Origin of the sequence: Listeria farberi (genome assembly GCF_014229245.1) — a bacterium.
Taxonomy (GTDB): domain Bacteria; phylum Bacillota; class Bacilli; order Lactobacillales; family Listeriaceae; genus Listeria; species Listeria farberi.
On sequence record NZ_JAARZJ010000004.1, the window covers coordinates 92483 to 109830 of the forward strand.

A 17348-nucleotide genomic window follows, 5' to 3' on the forward strand; every position below is an offset into this window, starting at 1 on the left:
CTTTTTTTATAGGGATGTTTTTTTATGAAAAATTTAAAGCAAAATACTTGAAAGTCAAAATAGGTCAGTATATAATATATTTGTAAGGTCAAAGATAGTCAAAGTCAAGACCTTTCATTTCTCATTTTTAAAAGGAGGAAATTAACTATGAACTGTGAAAAATGCAATCAAAATCCAGCAACAATCCAATTATATATGAATATTAATGGCAAGCGTGTAGAAATGCCGCTTTGTGCCTCTTGTTATGCAGAAGTTAGAAACCAAGCAAACTTTGGAGCGAATGAGTTCTCCGGAGCAAGTGGTTCCCCGTTCGACGATATTTTCCGTCAACTAAGTGGTGCTGCAAATCAAGCAAACCGCGAACAAAGAAACCAAGCACAAGTGCAGACACAAACTGCTGGCGGCGGTAATGGTTTACTTGATGAATTTGGAACTAACTTAACAGATATGGCAAAAAATGATCAATTAGACCCTGTCATTGGCCGGGATAAAGAAATTAAACGTGTCATTGAAATATTGAACCGACGTAATAAAAACAATCCAGTCTTAATTGGTGAACCAGGTGTTGGTAAAACTGCCGTAGTAGAAGGACTTGCAAATGCGATTGTCGCAGAAGAAGTCCCAAACAAATTAATGAACAAAGAAGTTATCTTACTCGATGTCGCTTCCCTTGTTTCTGGAACAGGTATCCGCGGTCAATTTGAAGAACGCATGAAACAACTAATTAAAGAACTTCAAGAGCGTAAAAACACGATTTTATTTATTGATGAAGTGCATACTATTGTTGGCGCAGGTTCCGCAGAGGGCTCGATGGACGCAGGAAACATATTAAAACCAGCTCTAGCACGAGGCGACTTACAAATGATTGGCGCAACTACACTAAAAGAATATCGCACAATTGAGAAAGATGCTGCTCTTGAACGTCGTTTCCAACCAGTAACAGTAAACGAACCATCCACAAAAGAAACGCTTACTATTTTAAACGGCTTGAAACCCAAATATGAGGATTTTCATGAAGTTGTCTACTCTCCGGAATCTTTAGCAGCGGCAGTTGAATTAAGTTCCCGCTACATTCAAGACCGTCATTTACCAGATAAAGCAATTGATTTAATGGATGAAGTAGGTTCCAAATATAATCTTTCTATTGAAAAACTGGATGAAAATACCGTTAGTGAACGTGTTGCTCGTCTAGAAGAAGAAAAAAATCAAGCTCTTCAAATGGAAAACTACGAAAAAGCAGCCAAAGTTCGTGACGAAATTACTCGTTTAGAAGAGAATAAAACAAGCAATTCTTTCTCAGAACGCCCAGTTATCCAAGCATCAGATATTCAAGCAATTATTGAAGAAAAAACAGGTATTCCAGTGGGACGTTTACAAGAAGATGAACAATCCAAAATGAAAAACTTAGAAAGTAACTTAACTGGAAAAGTCATTGGTCAAGAAGATGCCGTGAAAAAAGTAGCGAAAGCAATCCGTCGTAGCCGTGTTGGGTTAAAAGCTAAAAATCGCCCAATTGGTTCCTTCCTATTTGTTGGACCAACTGGTGTCGGAAAAACAGAACTTGGTCGTACGCTAGCTCGTGAATTGTTTGGTACTACTGAAGCGATGATTCGTTTAGACATGAGTGAATTCATGGAAAAACACAGCGTCTCTAAATTAATCGGTTCTCCTCCAGGATATGTTGGTCACGAAGAAGCTGGGCAATTAACGGAAAAAGTTCGTCGCAATCCTTATAGCATCATCCTTTTAGACGAAATTGAAAAAGCACATCCAGATGTTCAGCATATGTTTTTACAAATTTTAGAAGATGGCCGTCTAACTGATTCACAAGGACGTACAGTAAGTTTTAAAGATACAGTGATTATCATGACGAGTAATGCTGGAACGACAGATACAGAAGCTTCTGTTGGCTTTAATACAGCGACTGATAATAAACTTGAAAAAGGCTCAGATATTCTTGCAAAACTAGGTGCATACTTTAAACCAGAATTCTTAAACCGTTTAGATAGCGTTATTGAATTTAAATCTCTCGAAAAAGACGATTTAGTACAAATTATCGACTTAATGCTCGTTGATTTAAATGCAATGCTAGCACAAGAAGGTGTAACTATAGAAGTATCTAAAGAAGTCAAAGAACATTTAATTGAGCTTGGATATGACCCTAAATTTGGTGCTAGACCACTTCGCCGCACAATCCAAGAACATTTAGAAGATGCGATTGCCGATAGTTTAATCGATCAACCAGAAGCGAAGAACTTAAATGCCACACTAAATGAAGATAAAAATATTGTTATAACTGAACAAGTAACAGTTTAATAAAAAAGGCTTGCGTTAACTGAAACGCAAGCCTTTTTCTAATGCAAGTAAATATTGTTTCTTATCGATGTCCGCTCCGTTGTACCCACCGAGCGTCCCATCACTTTTTACACACCTATGACATGGAATAAGTAGAGGAATAGGATTAGCACGATTAGCTTGTCCCACCGCTTGCACTGCTTTTGGACTCCCAGCGGCTATTGCTATATCTTTATAACTAACAACTACCCCATATGGAATTTCACTAAGTGCTTGCCAGACACGTTGTTGGAAAGCAGTCCCTTGTAAGAAAATTGGTAAATCAAATACTTCCCGCTCCCCGACAAAATAACCCGCTAATTGTTCTAGAAGCTGCTGATATATTTCTATCTCGCCCTCCTCTCCTGCTAAAATCTCCCAATTAACCGGCTCATCGTATGAAATCTTTGTAATATGCGCATTCTCTATAATAATAAACAATGTACCCACCGGTGAATAGCTTGTTTGTTTTAACATTTCCATACTTCCTTCCGCATATGATAATGCTATAAAGATAGCACTTCTTTTAATAATGCGCAAACGGATGTCATCACTCATTAATATTTGATACTTTTTGTTATCGAACTGTTGGATATTCGTTACAGATTCTGGGGTAAAATAAAAAAGATACTTCCAACTTAGAATAGAAAGGAATGTTTTTTATGGAACAAACCGGGATTAAACGAGAAAGTTACTTTGACAATGCTAAGTTCATCCTAATTTTCTTAGTGGTATTTGGACATTTTCTTCAAACATTTATTGCAGAATATGCTGGAGTTCGTGTCCTTTACATTTATATTTATACTTTTCATATGCCTGCCTTTATATTAATCTCTGGTTTTTTTGCTAAAAGTTTTGGGAAACCTGGATATTTAAAAAAGACAATGAAAAAATTAATTTTACCATATGTTTTTTTTCAACTTATTTACAGTATCTTTTATTACTTTCTTTTAAATAAGGAGAATCTTTCTATTAAATTTTTAGATCCAGAATGGTCGCTTTGGTTTTTACTTAGCTTATTTTTCTGGAATTTAATGTTGCTCATTTTTTCAAAAATCAAACCTTGGAAGTCTGTGAGTATTGCGCTTTTACTAGGACTGGTTGCTGGATACTTTGATATTATTGGTGGTTATTTAAGTTTATCTAGAACCCTTGTCTTCTTCCCATTCTTCTTAGTAGGCTATTTTTTAAAAAAGGAACATTTTTACTTTCTTAAAACGCATATAGCTTCTATTATTGGGGGGATTTTCGTTGTATTATTACTGATTTTTATTACCATGCATCCGAATCTAAACGATAAATGGTTTTTAGGATCAAAACCATATGCTAACTTTGTCGAAGTGAAGTCGCTTGGCCTTTTCATCCGCGCGCTCGTCTACTTGATTAGTTTTTGCTCTATCGCTGCTTTTTTCAGTTTTATCCCACAAAAAAGGTTATTTTTTACTAAATGGGGTAAAAATACGTTATATGTTTATTTGTTACATGGCTTCTTTATTAAGTTCTTTCGTGAAGGGGGCCAAACTGACTTTCAATATAGCCCGTCTACGTTTTTACTATTATTTGGAATTACTTTTGGACTAACGGTGTTATTATCCAGCCGATTGGTAAAAACAGTTGTTCAGCCAGTGATTGAGCTTCGAGCCTCAATGCTGTATAACGTGTTTAGCCGATTAATAAAGCGGGAAAGTTATTAAACATATAGATAGAAAAAGGAGGTTTTATTATGGGCTCAAGAAAGCCAGAAATTATTATCGGATTAATTGGCTCCATCATTGGGATTGTAGTTGGTTTTTGGATTATTAATTATGGAGATTCAGTCACAGATTATATACAGACATTTACTTATTTACCAGGGGAATTAGGGAATGAGTTAGCGAACTTAGGGTGGATTACGTTAATCGCCTCCATCGTTGCATTAATTGCTTCTCTCCTTATCAAATCAGCTCCTCGTGGCTGGGGCGTAATCTTAGTAGTTATCGGTATCATTTTATTCTTTGTTATTGGTACAGCTTGGATTGTTTCAGGTATCTTAATTACATTAACTGGTTTAATGGGAATTTTCAGAAGACCGATTCCAAAATCAAAATATTAATTTATTATCCCCTAATCAAAATAGGTTAGGGGATTTTTAATGCAAAAAAATCCTTTCCGCATCTTGCAGAAAGGATTTCTATTTTAACCAGTAATAATTTTTTCTTTTGGTAGACGAATTGCATTTTTAGGTTGATTTTTATTTCTTAAGCTAAGCATTGAGTACATAATACCAACACGCCCAATAAACATCAAGATGATAATAATTAATTTACCTGGGGTTGATAAATCTTGCGTCAAACCAACGGACAAACCTGATGTTCCGAACGCGGAGAACACTTCAAATATGACTGAAATAAGTGAGGCCGTTTCTGTCTGCATGAGTATAACTATCGCAGAAATACAAAGAAATCCTGCAACGAGTGTGACTGCAAGCGATTTACGTACATCTTCTTGATGCAATTCTCGTCCAAAAATATAAACATGTTTACGACCACGTATAACCGAATAAATAAATAAAATTGTAATCGCAAAGGTTGTCGTTCGTATCCCGCCCCCAACTGAACTTGGTGAAGCTCCTATAAACATTAAGAACGACACAAGTAAAAGGGTAGAAACGGAAAGCGCCCCACTATCCATTGTCTGAAGCCCAGCACTTCTAGACGTTGCCGATAAGAACATTGAGTTAAAGAACCCAAAATCCCAACTTTTACCGCTAAAGAAATGATTGTATTCAAACAACCAAATAAGTAAACCTCCGACAATCAAAAGAACAAAATAGGTAAGTGTAGTTACCTTTACAAATAAGGAAAATCGAAACGGTATAAGTGTATTTTTCTCAAATAAAAATCTTCTTGTTTCCAGTAAAACCGGAAATCCAATTGCACCAGCAATAATTAGTAATATCGAAATAAATTGGACAAAATAATCGTTCGCAAATGGTATTAACGATTTGCCAGTAATATCAACTCCGGCATTGGTAACTAACGAAACTGAGTTGTATAACCCTTGGAACATCGCTTCCCCAATATTAGGATAAAGCGGAATGAAATAAACCCCTAGAATTAAGGCCCCTACTAATTCGATTCCAAAAATCAAGACAAGAATTTCGCGCAACATCCGAACCATTCCACTCATCGTAAATTGATTCGTATCTGTCATAATAAGTTGACGCTGTTTGAGCCCAATCCGTCTTTTCAAAATCAAATAGAAGAACGTGCTGATCATCATAACGCCTAACCCACCAATTTGGAAAATCGCCATTAAAACCCAAATTCCGGCAGTGCTATACGTCTGGCTAACATCTACTGTCGCAAGTCCGGTAACACTAACTGAACTTGCTGCTGTAAATAGCGTGTCAATAAATGACACCTTAACCCCTTTTTGTAAAGTGAACGGTAAGCTCAAGACAATCGTAGAAATCGTAACCGCAATAAAATAATACGCGATAATTACTTGAACTGGTGTCATACGTGCCAATACCAGTTTTAATCTTCTACGTAATTTTACTTCCTGATCATATTCAAACTCTTTTGGTTTTCTTCTCTTTTTTTCTCGCAATGATATAACCACCCAAACCTATTATTATCATAACCGACCAGAATGTCAGCTTCCAAACTGCTGAATCTGGAAAATCTTCTGGAATAATTGCTACAGATGGATGTGCTAGCGTTAAAACCGCCATTTTCACACCAACCCAACCGACAATTAAAAACGCTGCTGTTTCAAGTGTAGGGTAACGCTCTAATAATTTAACAACTTGTGTGGCTGCAAAACGTATAACGACAAGTCCTGCGATACCACCAAGGAACATTACGATGAATTGCCCACCGTTCATTCCACCAATATCAAAATTCCCTAAATCCGGCAACGTAACAACTAGTGCCGCTGCTGCTAACATGGAATCAAGCGCAAAAGCAATATCTGTCAATTCTACACGAGCTACTACACCCCAGAATGAAGTTGCTTTGGCTTCTGATGTTTCTTTGACTTCTTCTTGCTTACCTTTTTTAAGGCGCCACATGTGCTTAATTGCTAAGTACAATAAATAAACCGCGCCGATTGCCTGTATTTCCCATATTTTTACTAAAAATGAAATTAAAAATAATGCCACAAAGCGGAAAACAAAAGCACCAACTAATCCATAAAATAAGGCCTTTCGTTGTTTATCATGCGGTAACCCTTTTACTATGACTGCCATAACTACAGCATTATCTGCTGAAAGAATTCCTTCAAGTACTACTAATACAAGGAAAACTAATGCGTATTCTCCCCAAATAGAAACATCCATTCCTCATTCACCATCCTTCTACTCTATCATAAAATTGTGTTTTCAGCATCTGGTTGTATGTAAAACCAGAAGTACAAATTCGCACTTCTGGCCAGTTAAAATTATTTACTTGTTTCTGTTTTTTTCTTACTACGATAGGAAACGAACCATCCCCATAAAATAATCAGAATCATGACACCCCAGAAAATTAATTTCCAAAGTGTTGACTCGGGGAAGCTATGTGGAATTACGCCAAGACTAGGATGAGCTAATGTATAAATAACTAGCTTCACTCCTACCCAACCAACAATTAAAAATGCGGCTGTTTCGAGACTTGGATAACTTTTTAGTAATTTAACAAATTGAGTTGCTGCAAAACGGATAATAATTAGGCCGACAAGTCCACCTAAGAACATAATCGCAAATTGCCCTGTATCAATACCACCAATATGTCCCCATCCTGTTTTTGGAAGAGTGATTGCAAGCGCAACTGCAGCAAGCATAGAGTCAATCGCAAACGCAATATCAGCAATCTCTACTTTCAGAACTGTCATCCAAAAACCAGAGCCAGCTTTTTCCTTCTTCACTTTTTCTCCGTCTTTTCCTTTCGCATGTTTCCAAATATGACTAATAGCGATATAAAGTAAATATGCGGCACCAAGCGCTTGAACTTGCCAAACATTTGCCAAAAAGGAAATTAAGAATAATGCGCCAAAACGGAAAACAAAGGCACCCATCAATCCATAAAATAATGCTTTTTTCTGTTGTTTATCTGGGAGATGTTTTACCATAACAGCCATAACTACTGCATTATCCGCTGCTAAAATCCCCTCAAGACCGATTAGGACAAGTAATACCCATCCGTATTCTAAAATCATTGCTGTATCCACTAATTCTTTTCCTCCTTTGTTCTATTAAAATGTCAAAGATCTCCTATTTTGAAGAAACAAAAAAGCGAGACCTGCCCGTAAAGGCAAAGGTCTCGCTAACATTTAAGATTAAATGTGATAAAACCGATGATATCTCTATCATGTAATGACGACTTTATCCTGATTAAAAACTAATCAGCGCTACTCCCCTCTGACATTTGTCAAAGAACGATATATGATTACCTAGAGAATAATACCATAAGATAGAACTTCACGTCAACTAATTTTTCTCACAAACTTTTTAAACAGCTAAGTCTTTCGTTTTTGCGCTACTAGCTATTTTGATATTGTGGATTGTGAATAGTGTCACACCGATGATACATGTCAGAATTTCAGTAGCTGTTAAGGACCAAATCACGCCCATAAGTCCGAAATAATGTTGTCCTAAAATGATGACTGGAATAAAAATAATGCCTTGTGAAACTGACATAATCGTAGCCGGAATAGCTTTGCCAATTGCCTGAAAAGTACTTGTAAACAGTCCTGTAAATCCACTGAAAAGAGAAGAAATCAGCATCGCAACCATAATATGCACACCAAGCGTTATCACACTTTGACTGTCGCTAAATAGATGCATCACTTGGAAACGGAAGAGGAATACAAGGCTCGAAAGCAAGAGCACAATAAGCCCGATACTAATTGCAGTAGCCCGTATTGCTTTTTCAAACCGCACAATATTACCCGAACCGTAATTATAAGCTAACAGCGGAATAATTCCCATGTAAAGTCCCATACAAATAAATTCAGGGAGCTGCACCACGCGAAGTGCTACACCAAAACCTGCAACCACCCCTTCCCCGTAAATCATCGAATAGTGATTTAATACGAGCGTTGTCACAATGAGGAATAACGATAAAAGCAACTCTGAAACACCAATTTTAAACACATTTTGAACGATTTCTTTTGTTGCTTGAAACCATTTAAAACGGATGGATAAATAATCACTTTTCTTCTCTAAATACCACGCATAGTAAATCAGCGAAACTAAGCTTGCTAATCCTACCGAAACTGCGGCCCCCACCACATTAAAATCAAAATACAAAATAAGCAATGGATCAAATACTAAATTAACCACCGTGCCAATCAGCATCCCATTCATAGAAATCCGCGAAGCTCCCTCAGCCCGAACCACTTGTTCTAAAGCAAAATTCGCAATAATAAACGGACTACAAATTAAAAGCGCCAACGTATAATTTTTCGTGTGTAAAAAACTCGTTACATCTGCCCCAAGAAAGTGAGTGACTGGATTAATCAAAAAGCCCAGCAAAATCGCACAGATAATGCCTAACACTAAACTTCCATATAAAACAAAGGCGGATACTTGTTTTGCCTTTATTCCCTCCTCTTTCCCAAGCAAGCGTGAAATATACGTTCCACCACCGACTCCAAACATATTGCCAATCGCCATCAACACAGTGAACATTGGTAATCCAAGTGTCACGGCGGTTAACATCGATGTATCATGCAATAAACCAATAAAGAACGCATTAATAATATTGTAAATGACCCCTACAGACATTCCAAGCATCATCGGAATAGATAAGTGCGCTATCGCTTTAGGAATACTCGCTTTTGTTAAATAATAGTTATCTGAATGTTTCATTTTGTTTCCCCCTCAAAATTAGTTAGAATTCTAACTATATAGTTAAATTTTTTATTCTGTGTTGTCGTCAATTTTACTAAGTAGATTAATAAAGATTTTATACTCATCAGCGGAAAGAATTTTTTTCGCTTTATCATCTTCACGCGGGAAGGATTCATTAAATTCGTCCACAATTCGTTTCCCTTCTTCGGTTAAAGTGACGACTTTTTCTCTGCCATCTCGAATGCTAGGTTTACGAGAAATTAATTGCTTTTTCTCGAGACCTTGAATGAGGCTAGTAATACTTGCACCTCGTGTTTGAAAGATTCGCTGAAGATCCTTTTGGATAATTTCATTTGCCGCATTATCATTTAAAAATCCTAGAACTCTAGCTTGTTGTGTGGTCAGCCCGAATTGAGCTACTTTTGCGTCCATTTTTCGTTTGGATTTAATCATAATCGAACGAACTAACGTATCCATCGTCTTCTCTCTTCTCACGAGTATTCCTCCTTATTAATTAGAATTCTAACTAATTATAGCGCGTTTCAAAAAATTGTCAAGAAAAAACAACCTATTTGCGAAAATACAAATAGGTTGCAACTTTTATAATAATGAAGTTAATTCGATATCTGGATTTTTATCATTAAACCAATTGATTGCAAATTCATTTTCGAATAAGAATAGCGGTTGATCAAAACGGTCTTTCACGAGCATGCTTCTCGCTGTGGAAAGTTTTTCGTCTGCGTCTTCTTCTTTCACCCAACGAGCGATTTTTTTACCGATTGGTTCCATACGGATTTCTGAATTATATTCTCCGCGCATTCTATGTTCGAATACTTCAAATTGCAGCTGACCCACTGCTCCAATGATATATTCTTCCGTACGCCAAGTTTTAAATAATTGAATTGCACCTTCTTGAACGAGTTGCTCAACACCTTTATGGAAATGCTTTTGTTTCATGACATTTTTTGCATAAACACGCATAAATAATTCCGGTGTAAACTGCGGAAGTTTTTCAAATTCAAGCTTTTTACTGCCATTAGTAATCGTATCACCAATTTGGTAGTTACCCGTGTCGTACAAACCGATAATATCACCAGCAACAGCACGATTTACGGTTTCCCGGTCATCCGCCATAAACTGCGTTGAGTTCGCAAGCTTCATACTTTTTCCAGTTCGCGTTAACGTAACGTTCATGCCGCGTTCAAATTCGCCTGAACAGATTCGAATAAAAGCAATCCGGTCCCGGTGAGCAGGGTTCATGTTCGCTTGGATTTTGAAAATAAAACCAGAAAACTTTGGATTATCCGCTTCGATAACACCTTCATTTGATTCATGGCTTGAAGGTGATGGCGCAAAATCAACAAAAGTACGTAAGAAAGTTTCTACACCAAAGTTAGTTAAAGCACTTCCGAAGAATACTGGTGTTTGCTCCCCCGCAATAATACGTTCACGGCTAAAGTCATTACCAGCTTCATCAAGTAGCATAATTTCTTCCAAAGCTTGATCGTAATAAAGTGATTTTTGAATAGCGTGCGCTTCCTTCAAATCCCCATCCTCACCAAGTGGTAAGAAACGCTCATCTTCTTCTGAACGATACTGCTCAATCACACGATGGTAACGGTCATAAAGTCCAGCAAGCTCTTTTCCCATCCCAATCGGCCAGTTCATTGGGTATGATTCAATACCAAGAACTTCTTCTAATTCAGCAAGTAGTTCCAGTGGCATTTTCCCTTGACGGTCCATTTTATTGATAAAGGTAAAAATCGGAATTCCGCGCATTCGACAAACTTTGAATAGTTTAAGTGTTTGAGCTTCGATACCTTTCGCAGCATCAATAACCATGACAGCACTATCAACCGCCATTAACGTCCGGTACGTGTCTTCACTAAAATCCGAGTGACCTGGTGTATCCAAAATATTAATTCTTGAACCATTATAATCAAATTGCATCACAGAACTCGTTACCGAGATCCCACGTTGTTTTTCAATTTCCATCCAGTCACTTGTCGCAAACTTGCCAGATTTCTTTCCCTTTACAGTCCCAGCTGAACGAATAACGCCACCGAATAATAGTAATTGTTCCGTAATCGTCGTTTTCCCAGCATCTGGGTGAGAAATAATCGCAAACGTCTTGCGTGAAGCAACTTCTTTTTGCAAATCTTGACTCATTGTTATTTTCCTCCTAGATTCATTCACATTCCATTAGTATAGCATAACTAGGAGAATATCGGCTGATTTTTTATTCATAAATTATTTTGTTTGTCGTTTCATTAGAAGAACTGCTAACACTCCAAACACGACTGCACAGGCAATTAAAATAAGTAAACTAATTCCTGTTGTAACTGTTTTGTCTCCCCAATAAATGGTAATACCAATCATTTCTTTTGTTGCATCCATTGCTTTTGTATTACCTGAGAAAACTTGTTGTAATGGTTCTTTTGTCATTATTTCTCGAATAGTAGATGCTCCGTAGGTAAAAGGAAAACATTTCATTGCAGTCTGAACCGCTGCCGGTAGAGAACCAATTGGTAAATAAATCCCAGCAATAAACCCGATAACAGTTCCCACAATTGTTGAAACAGAACTAAATGCACTCGCTTTTTTCACTAAACTTGCAATAAAAAACATAATGCTACTACAACATAGAACATTAATTAAAATAATGCCGATTAAACTAATCCAACTTTCAAATGGTAAAAACTCCCCGCCCATCAACCAAATGTACATTTCACCAACAAAAAGTGTAATAAGTGAAAGAATAAAAGAAGCAACTAAACCACTAACAATATAACTTGCGACAATACGCCATCTGGAAGCAGGAGTTATTGCAAAACTTCTGGCAATGCTCCGTTCCTCATCGTATACTTTTAATGAAAAAACTGCTAGAGAAACCGTAACCGGCGTAATAGATAAAATTCCAGCAATCACCCAAGTATTTACTAATTCTTGTATACCTATAGTTTTTCCAGAAGCTTGTTTAAACATTTCTTCCATATTATTTCCTAGAAAAATAGCGTATAATCCAACGATAATTAAAACAGTAAGCAATGACATAAACACAGCTGTTCTATCACGGAAATAGATTTTTAAATTACGACTAATCATTTGAATCCTCCTTAATCATTGAAATAAACGCATCATCAAGATTTCCTTTAATTACTTCAAAAGAACCGTAAAGCCCTGTTGCTTGATTCAAAATAGCCAAAATTTCGATATTTTCATCTATTACGTCAACACGCATCGTTTCTTTTGAGATTTTATAAGGTAGATTCGCTTTTTCAATAATTGCTTGAAGTTCTTTAACATTTGCATCATAAAAGAATATTTTATCTACCGAAAAGCGGCTTCTAATATTAGCGGGGGTCCCTTGAGCAATAATGTTCCCCTTGTGGATAACTGCCAGCTGATCCGCATCTTTCGCTTCTTCTAAATAATGCGTTGTTAAAAACACAGTCATTCCAAGCTCTTCTCGCAAATAATCAATAATTTTCCACACACTCACCCGAGTTTTAGGATCTAGTCCAGTAGTTGGTTCATCTAGTAGTAAGATTTCCGGATTATGCATAAGGGCTCTCGCAATTTCAGCTCGGCGTTTTTGTCCTCCAGAAAGTTTTTCAAAGCGGCGATTTAATATGTCTTCAATTCCCATAATAGAAGAAACAAGTTCTAAACGCTCAGCAATTTCAGCTTTTGTTTTTCCATATAAGCTTGCACGATTATATAAGTTCTCACGCACAGTCAGTAAATCATCCAAAACATTTTCTTGAAAAACAACGCCTAACTTTTGTCTAAAGATTTTTCTGTTTTTAAAGGTCAATTTTTCATCATCAATAAAAATTTCTCCAGATGTTGGCTCGCTTTCTGTGCAAATCATGCTAAGCGTAGTTGATTTCCCTGCCCCGTTCTCTCCTAAGAAAGCAAACAATGAGCCTTTTTCAACTTCTAAATTAATTCCTTTAACTGCTTCTACTTTTCCAAACGTTTTAACTACATTTGTTAATTTTATCATTTTGTCTCCCTTTCTCGCATTTCTGCTAGTTTTTGATTAATTTCATTACTAAATTTCGCATCTCTGAAGCTGAAGAAAATGTGCATTACAAGAAAAGTCACACAAATAAAGCCAAAAATAATCATAAATCCAGCTAATGTATGATACCAATTAAGCAACCAACCAAGACCTAAAATTGCTACACCTATAAACAAGAAAAAAACAATTAAACGGCTATAAAAAGCGAATTTTGTTTTTATCGAATGGGTAAAAAGTAATTGTTGAACTAAAGTAGTAATAATACTAAAACCTAACATAATAAAAATGTCGCGAATTGCTACTATTTCAGATTCTCCGGTTGCAATATATGAACAAATCATCGTGACAATGGAAGCTGTGAAAATAATACACGCTGATTGAATAAATTGAATTAATTTTGTACTCATTTACGCTTCCCTCCCAAGTTTAATTTTTGTTTTAAGACTTTGGCATATTGTCTAGAAATTATTACTTTTTCTCTATTAAAAAGTTTTGCTTCGAATTTCCCGTGGAAGCCAGGCGCAATTCTTTCAATCCATTCGATATTTAAAATCATAGATTTCGAACATCTGAAAAAGGAGCTATCTTTGAACTTTTCTTCTAACTCATATAATTTCCAAGTCGTTTCATATACGTCTTTTTCTGTATATACAAAAATCTTACTTTCTACAGCTTCAAAATATAAAATCTTTTTTTGAGCGAGCAAATAGGTGGCCCCGTCTTTTTTGACAGAGATTTTTTCCGTTTGCTCTTCCAGCCCCATCACTATATTATTTACTTCTTCTAGATTATTTGGGTGGCAATATATGTCTACTTCATCAATCGCTAAATTATTATTTTGCTTTACATGGAATTTCATCTAGTTGCCTCCCTTTTTTCTTCTTATTATAAACACTATACCAAAAACTACAAGCTGATTTATGTAACTTGCAATTTAACCTGCCTAAGATGCAAAAAAACTCGGTAGTTGATTATTTCCTACCGAGTTTTATTCTTTATTTTACTTTTGTAACGAGCGCTTCCACTTTATCCTCAAAATCTTCTGGTTTCATTTTTGATGGGAAGCGTTCAACAATGTCTCCATTTTCATCAATGAGAAATTTTGCAAAGTTCCATTCTACTTTTTTGCCTCCCGTTTGTTCGGTTAAATATTTATAAAGCGGGTTAGCATCTTTACCTTTGACTTTAATTTTAGAGAACATTTGAAAGGTCACGCCGTAATTCATTTGACAAAATTCTAAAATCTCTTCATCACTACCAGGATCTTGACGTAAAAACTGATTGCACGGGAAACCGAGAATTTCAAAATTATCGCTTCCAAGTTTCTTATACATTTTCTCAAGACCTTCAAGTTGGGGCGTTAAACCACATTTGCTTGCAGTGTTTACAATGAGTAAAACTTTGCCTTTATAATCACTTAATGCTATTTCTTTACCATTCATTGCTTTTTCAGAAAAATCATGGACATTCATATAGAATTCCTCCTATTTCAATATATTCGAAAATAAATAAGCATAAACTAATTTTTCTGTATGATAAAGGGAGTCGCGGTGTGTTCGTTCGTATGCATGGCTAGCATCAATTCCTGGTCCAATCAAACCGTGAATAATATCGTTCCCAGCATTAATCGCCGCACTCGCATCAGATGCATAAAACGGATAAATATCCACTTTATAATCAATATTGTTCTTTTTGGCAAGCTCCACTAAATGTTTGCGTAAGCCAAGGTGATATGGGCCACTTCCGTCTTTTGCGCAAATAGAAACAGTATATTCATCTGACGTTTGACCATCACCAAGCGCTCCCATGTCGACAGCTAAATATTCCACTGTTTCGGTCGGAATGTTAGAATTACCACCATAGCCAATTTCTTCATTATTAGAGATAAGAAAATGGGTTGTGTGTGGTAACTCTAATTTATTTTCATGAACATGGTTAATAAGTTGTAATAAAATCGCCACACTTGCTTTATCATCCAAATGGCGAGATTTAATATATTCATCATTAATAATTTGAACGCGTGAATCAAAAGAAACAAAATCACCAACTTCTATTCCAAGAGCACGAACTTTCTCAGCATCTAACGCTTTTTCGTCCAAGCGAACTTCCATATTTTTATCATTACGTTCAGCCGTACCAGCGTCTTTATATACGTGAACGGAGGTTTGATGCATGAGAATTGTTCCGCTATATAAATCGCCTTCACTTGTTTCAATCGTACAATATTCCCCTTCAATTGCATTAAAACGATAGCCACCAATTAAAGTTAAGAGTAATCTTCCATCAGCTTTAATTTCTTTTACCATCGCGCCTAACGTATCAACATGCGCCGTCAGCATACGATGTTTAGAGTCATCTTTTCCTTTGAGAGTTACAATTAATCCGCCTTTATTGTTTAATTTATACGGGATGTTAGAAGCTTCTAAATCTCTCACTAATTTTTCGATGATTTTCCCAGTATTCCCTGTTGGACTTGGGATAGAAGTTAACTCTTTAATTTTTTTCATTGTTTGCGTTGTATTTGGTTCGTAACTCAAAAAAATTCCTCCTTTAGTTCGCTTTATTCTATTATATTATAGCGCTTATCTTCACCTAACGCATTTCTTAAGATTAATTTTCCCCAAATCCGTTCTTTTTTATGCTATAATTCGGTAGATGAAAAGGGAGGGAATTTTTTGGAACAAACAAAAGTAAAAGCCGTTACCATCGCCGTATTTGTCGCAACATTTATGGCAGCTATTGAGGGTACCATCGTGAGTACTGCGATGCCAACGATTGTAAGTCAGTTGGACGGCATAGAGTTAATGAACTGGATTTTTTCTGTTTATTTACTAACATCAGCAGTGACCGTTCCTATTTATGGAAAACTGTCTGATTTGTATGGACGAAAAAATATCTTTGTAATTGCGACAATTATTTTTATCATTGGTTCATCACTTTGTGGATTTGCACAAAATATGGAGCAATTAATTATTTTTCGCGCGATTCAAGGTATTGGAGCAGGCGGGATTTTACCATCTACAATGACAATTATTGCAGACGTCTACCCATTTGAAAAACGAGCAAAAGTACTTGGTTTCATGGGTTCAGCCTGGGGTATTGCAGGTGTTTTCGGGCCGCTCGTGGGTGGTTTTTTAGTAGACCAACTTTCATGGCATTGGATTTTCTTTATTAATGTGCCAATCGGACTTCTAACTATCTTACTTATTCTGCTTTATTTACGTGAAGAAGTCGAACGCGTCAAATTACCAATTGATTATCTTGGTGCCTCTTTATTTACAGTAGCACTTTTAGGATTATTATTTGCATTACAGCGAGCTGGAGAATCACTCAACTGGACAGAACCGCTCGTAGTCATTCTTTTTGCCGTTTCGATACTATTATTTGTTGCTTTTTATTTTGTCGAAAAACGTGCCAAAGATCCGATTATGCCATTTGTATTATTTAAAAATCCTGTTGTTTTAATTGGAAACTTAATTGGTTTTCTAATTAGTGCCTTTTTAATTGGTATTAATGTTTATATTCCAATGTGGGCGCAAGGAATGCTTGGTCACGGGGCCACTATTGCTGGATTTATGCTTGCACCACTTTCCGTCACGTGGATTATCGGTTCATTTATTGGCGGAAAGCTTTTAATGACACTTGGAAATCGCCATACAGTCGGAATCGGTGTATTAATAACAGCTGCAAGTGGACTTATTTTAGCTTTATTCCCAGCTTCCACAAATGACATCTTCTTCTATTTAAATAGTGCCTTTATGGGATTTGGTTTTGGAATTATTTTTACTACTACAACCGTAACCGTTCAAGATGCAGTACCAAGGTTCCAAACTGGTATTGCTACTGCTTCTAATACACTTTTTAGAACGGTTGGCCAAACAATTGGTGTCGCTGTTTTTGGAACTATTTTCAACTCTGTATTAACAACGCAGTTCCGTGCAGCAGCTGGAACCGAAGTAAATCGTAGTAATTTAAATCAGCTAATTAGCCCGCAAACTTCAGGAAATGTTAATCCCGACCTAATCGAACCACTCAGAGATATTTTATATAGTGGCCTTCATATGGTTTTCTGGGTAATGTTTGCTTGTTGTATTGTTAGTTATTTTATCCATTTCATTTTACCAAAAAAACATATTTCTGGTGAAAATTAAAAAACAGGATTGACTCTTTTGA

General features: G+C 36.4%; 17 protein-coding genes and 1 riboswitch. Of the genes, 4 read left to right on the forward strand and 13 right to left on the reverse strand.

Features of this window, described 5'->3' with window-relative positions:
* The first annotated feature begins 147 nt into the window (after window positions 1-147).
* The gene (locus tag HCB45_RS04815; protein WP_185318413.1) at window positions 148-2316 is read left to right on the forward strand and encodes an ATP-dependent Clp protease ATP-binding subunit; all 2169 of its coding nucleotides are present in this window, start codon (window positions 148-150) and stop codon (window positions 2314-2316) included.
* Window positions 2317-2331: 15 nt separating this feature from the next.
* On the opposite strand, the gene HCB45_RS04820 is transcribed toward HCB45_RS04815, so the two are convergent.
* Window positions 2332-2811, reverse strand: coding sequence for a methylated-DNA--[protein]-cysteine S-methyltransferase (locus tag HCB45_RS04820; protein ID WP_185619060.1), 480 nt, complete (start codon window positions 2809-2811; stop codon window positions 2332-2334).
* A 185-nt stretch (window positions 2812-2996) separates the two neighbouring features.
* On the opposite strand from HCB45_RS04820, the gene HCB45_RS04825 reads away from it, so the two are divergent.
* On the forward strand, window positions 2997-4028 hold the full coding sequence (locus HCB45_RS04825; protein WP_185619062.1) for an acyltransferase family protein: 1032 nt from the start codon (window positions 2997-2999) through the stop codon (window positions 4026-4028).
* Between the two features lie 29 nt (window positions 4029-4057).
* Entirely contained in the window at window positions 4058-4426 is a 369-nt protein-coding gene (locus HCB45_RS04830; RefSeq protein WP_185318410.1) for a DUF4064 domain-containing protein, read from the forward strand.
* Between the two features lie 83 nt (window positions 4427-4509).
* Here HCB45_RS04830 and HCB45_RS04835 read toward each other — a convergent pair whose 3' ends face one another.
* The 12 genes from HCB45_RS04835 to HCB45_RS04890 all read right to left on the reverse strand — a co-directional run bounded on the left by HCB45_RS04835 (window position 4510) and on the right by HCB45_RS04890 (window position 15712).
* A complete protein-coding gene (locus tag HCB45_RS04835) occupies window positions 4510-5844 on the reverse strand; it encodes a TrkH family potassium uptake protein (RefSeq protein WP_185319005.1) in 1335 nt (444 codons plus the stop codon).
* Between the two features lie 43 nt (window positions 5845-5887).
* Complete coding sequence (locus HCB45_RS04840) at window positions 5888-6655, reverse strand: MeeY/MeeF family manganese export membrane protein (RefSeq protein ID WP_185318409.1); 768 nt, start codon at window positions 6653-6655, stop codon at window positions 5888-5890.
* Between the two features lie 101 nt (window positions 6656-6756).
* Complete coding sequence (locus HCB45_RS04845; RefSeq protein ID WP_185318408.1) at window positions 6757-7524, reverse strand: MeeY/MeeF family manganese export membrane protein; 768 nt, start codon at window positions 7522-7524, stop codon at window positions 6757-6759.
* Between the two features lie 97 nt (window positions 7525-7621).
* Window positions 7622-7725: riboswitch (yybP-ykoY riboswitch) on the reverse strand.
* A 79-nt stretch (window positions 7726-7804) separates the two neighbouring features.
* The gene (locus HCB45_RS04850) at window positions 7805-9166 is read right to left on the reverse strand and encodes an MATE family efflux transporter (protein ID WP_185318407.1); all 1362 of its coding nucleotides are present in this window, start codon (window positions 9164-9166) and stop codon (window positions 7805-7807) included.
* Window positions 9167-9217: 51 nt separating this feature from the next.
* Window positions 9218-9643, reverse strand: a complete 426-nt coding sequence (locus tag HCB45_RS04855) for a MarR family winged helix-turn-helix transcriptional regulator (protein WP_185619064.1) — start codon at window positions 9641-9643, stop codon at window positions 9218-9220.
* Window positions 9644-9748: 105 nt separating this feature from the next.
* Window positions 9749-11317: a peptide chain release factor 3 gene (locus HCB45_RS04860; protein WP_003727054.1), complete on the reverse strand. Its 1569-nt coding sequence runs from the start codon at window positions 11315-11317 to the stop codon at window positions 9749-9751.
* Window positions 11318-11398: 81 nt separating this feature from the next.
* Window positions 11399-12253 carry an ABC transporter permease gene (locus HCB45_RS04865; RefSeq protein ID WP_185607649.1) on the reverse strand — a complete coding sequence of 285 codons (855 nt, stop codon included), beginning with the start codon at window positions 12251-12253 and terminating at the stop codon, window positions 11399-11401.
* Window positions 12246-13157: an ABC transporter ATP-binding protein gene (locus tag HCB45_RS04870; RefSeq protein ID WP_185318404.1), complete on the reverse strand. Its 912-nt coding sequence runs from the start codon at window positions 13155-13157 to the stop codon at window positions 12246-12248. The genes HCB45_RS04865 and HCB45_RS04870 overlap by 8 nt, the downstream gene beginning before the upstream one ends.
* A complete protein-coding gene (locus HCB45_RS04875; RefSeq protein ID WP_185318403.1) occupies window positions 13154-13582 on the reverse strand; it encodes a DUF3021 domain-containing protein in 429 nt (142 codons plus the stop codon). The genes HCB45_RS04870 and HCB45_RS04875 overlap by 4 nt, the downstream gene beginning before the upstream one ends.
* Complete coding sequence (locus HCB45_RS04880; RefSeq protein WP_185318402.1) at window positions 13579-14034, reverse strand: LytTR family DNA-binding domain-containing protein; 456 nt, start codon at window positions 14032-14034, stop codon at window positions 13579-13581. Before HCB45_RS04880 ends, HCB45_RS04875 begins: the two co-directional genes overlap by 4 nt.
* A 136-nt stretch (window positions 14035-14170) precedes the next feature.
* Entirely contained in the window at window positions 14171-14647 is a 477-nt protein-coding gene (locus HCB45_RS04885) for a glutathione peroxidase (protein WP_185318401.1), read from the reverse strand.
* A 12-nt stretch (window positions 14648-14659) separates the two neighbouring features.
* Window positions 14660-15712 (reverse strand): M42 family metallopeptidase, encoded by a 1053-nt coding sequence (locus HCB45_RS04890; protein WP_185619067.1) that lies wholly within the window; start codon window positions 15710-15712, stop codon window positions 14660-14662.
* Window positions 15713-15850: 138 nt separating this feature from the next.
* On the opposite strand from HCB45_RS04890, the gene HCB45_RS04895 reads away from it, so the two are divergent.
* A complete protein-coding gene (locus HCB45_RS04895) occupies window positions 15851-17326 on the forward strand; it encodes an LM6179_1298 family efflux MFS transporter (RefSeq protein ID WP_185318399.1) in 1476 nt (491 codons plus the stop codon).
* Window positions 17327-17348: the final 22 nt, after the last annotated feature.

What these genes read in the sequence shown, in the direction of transcription:
- HCB45_RS04815 (WP_185318413.1), top strand. Translation starts at nt 148, where the DNA reads ATGAACTGTGAAAAATGCAATCAAAATCCAGCAACAATCCAATTATAT.
- HCB45_RS04820 (WP_185619060.1), bottom strand. Translation starts at nt 2,811, where the DNA reads ATGTTAAAACAAACAAGCTATTCACCGGTGGGTACATTGTTTATTATT.
- HCB45_RS04825 (WP_185619062.1), top strand. Translation starts at nt 2,997, where the DNA reads ATGGAACAAACCGGGATTAAACGAGAAAGTTACTTTGACAATGCTAAG.
- HCB45_RS04830 (WP_185318410.1), top strand. Translation starts at nt 4,058, where the DNA reads ATGGGCTCAAGAAAGCCAGAAATTATTATCGGATTAATTGGCTCCATC.
- HCB45_RS04840 (WP_185318409.1), bottom strand. Translation starts at nt 6,655, where the DNA reads ATGGATGTTTCTATTTGGGGAGAATACGCATTAGTTTTCCTTGTATTA.
- HCB45_RS04850 (WP_185318407.1), bottom strand. Translation starts at nt 9,166, where the DNA reads ATGAAACATTCAGATAACTATTATTTAACAAAAGCGAGTATTCCTAAA.
- HCB45_RS04860 (WP_003727054.1), bottom strand. Translation starts at nt 11,317, where the DNA reads ATGAGTCAAGATTTGCAAAAAGAAGTTGCTTCACGCAAGACGTTTGCG.
- HCB45_RS04865 (WP_185607649.1), bottom strand. Translation starts at nt 12,253, where the DNA reads ATGATTAGTCGTAATTTAAAAATCTATTTCCGTGATAGAACAGCTGTG.
- HCB45_RS04870 (WP_185318404.1), bottom strand. Translation starts at nt 13,157, where the DNA reads ATGATAAAATTAACAAATGTAGTTAAAACGTTTGGAAAAGTAGAAGCA.
- HCB45_RS04875 (WP_185318403.1), bottom strand. Translation starts at nt 13,582, where the DNA reads ATGAGTACAAAATTAATTCAATTTATTCAATCAGCGTGTATTATTTTC.
- HCB45_RS04880 (WP_185318402.1), bottom strand. Translation starts at nt 14,034, where the DNA reads ATGAAATTCCATGTAAAGCAAAATAATAATTTAGCGATTGATGAAGTA.
- HCB45_RS04885 (WP_185318401.1), bottom strand. Translation starts at nt 14,647, where the DNA reads ATGAATGTCCATGATTTTTCTGAAAAAGCAATGAATGGTAAAGAAATA.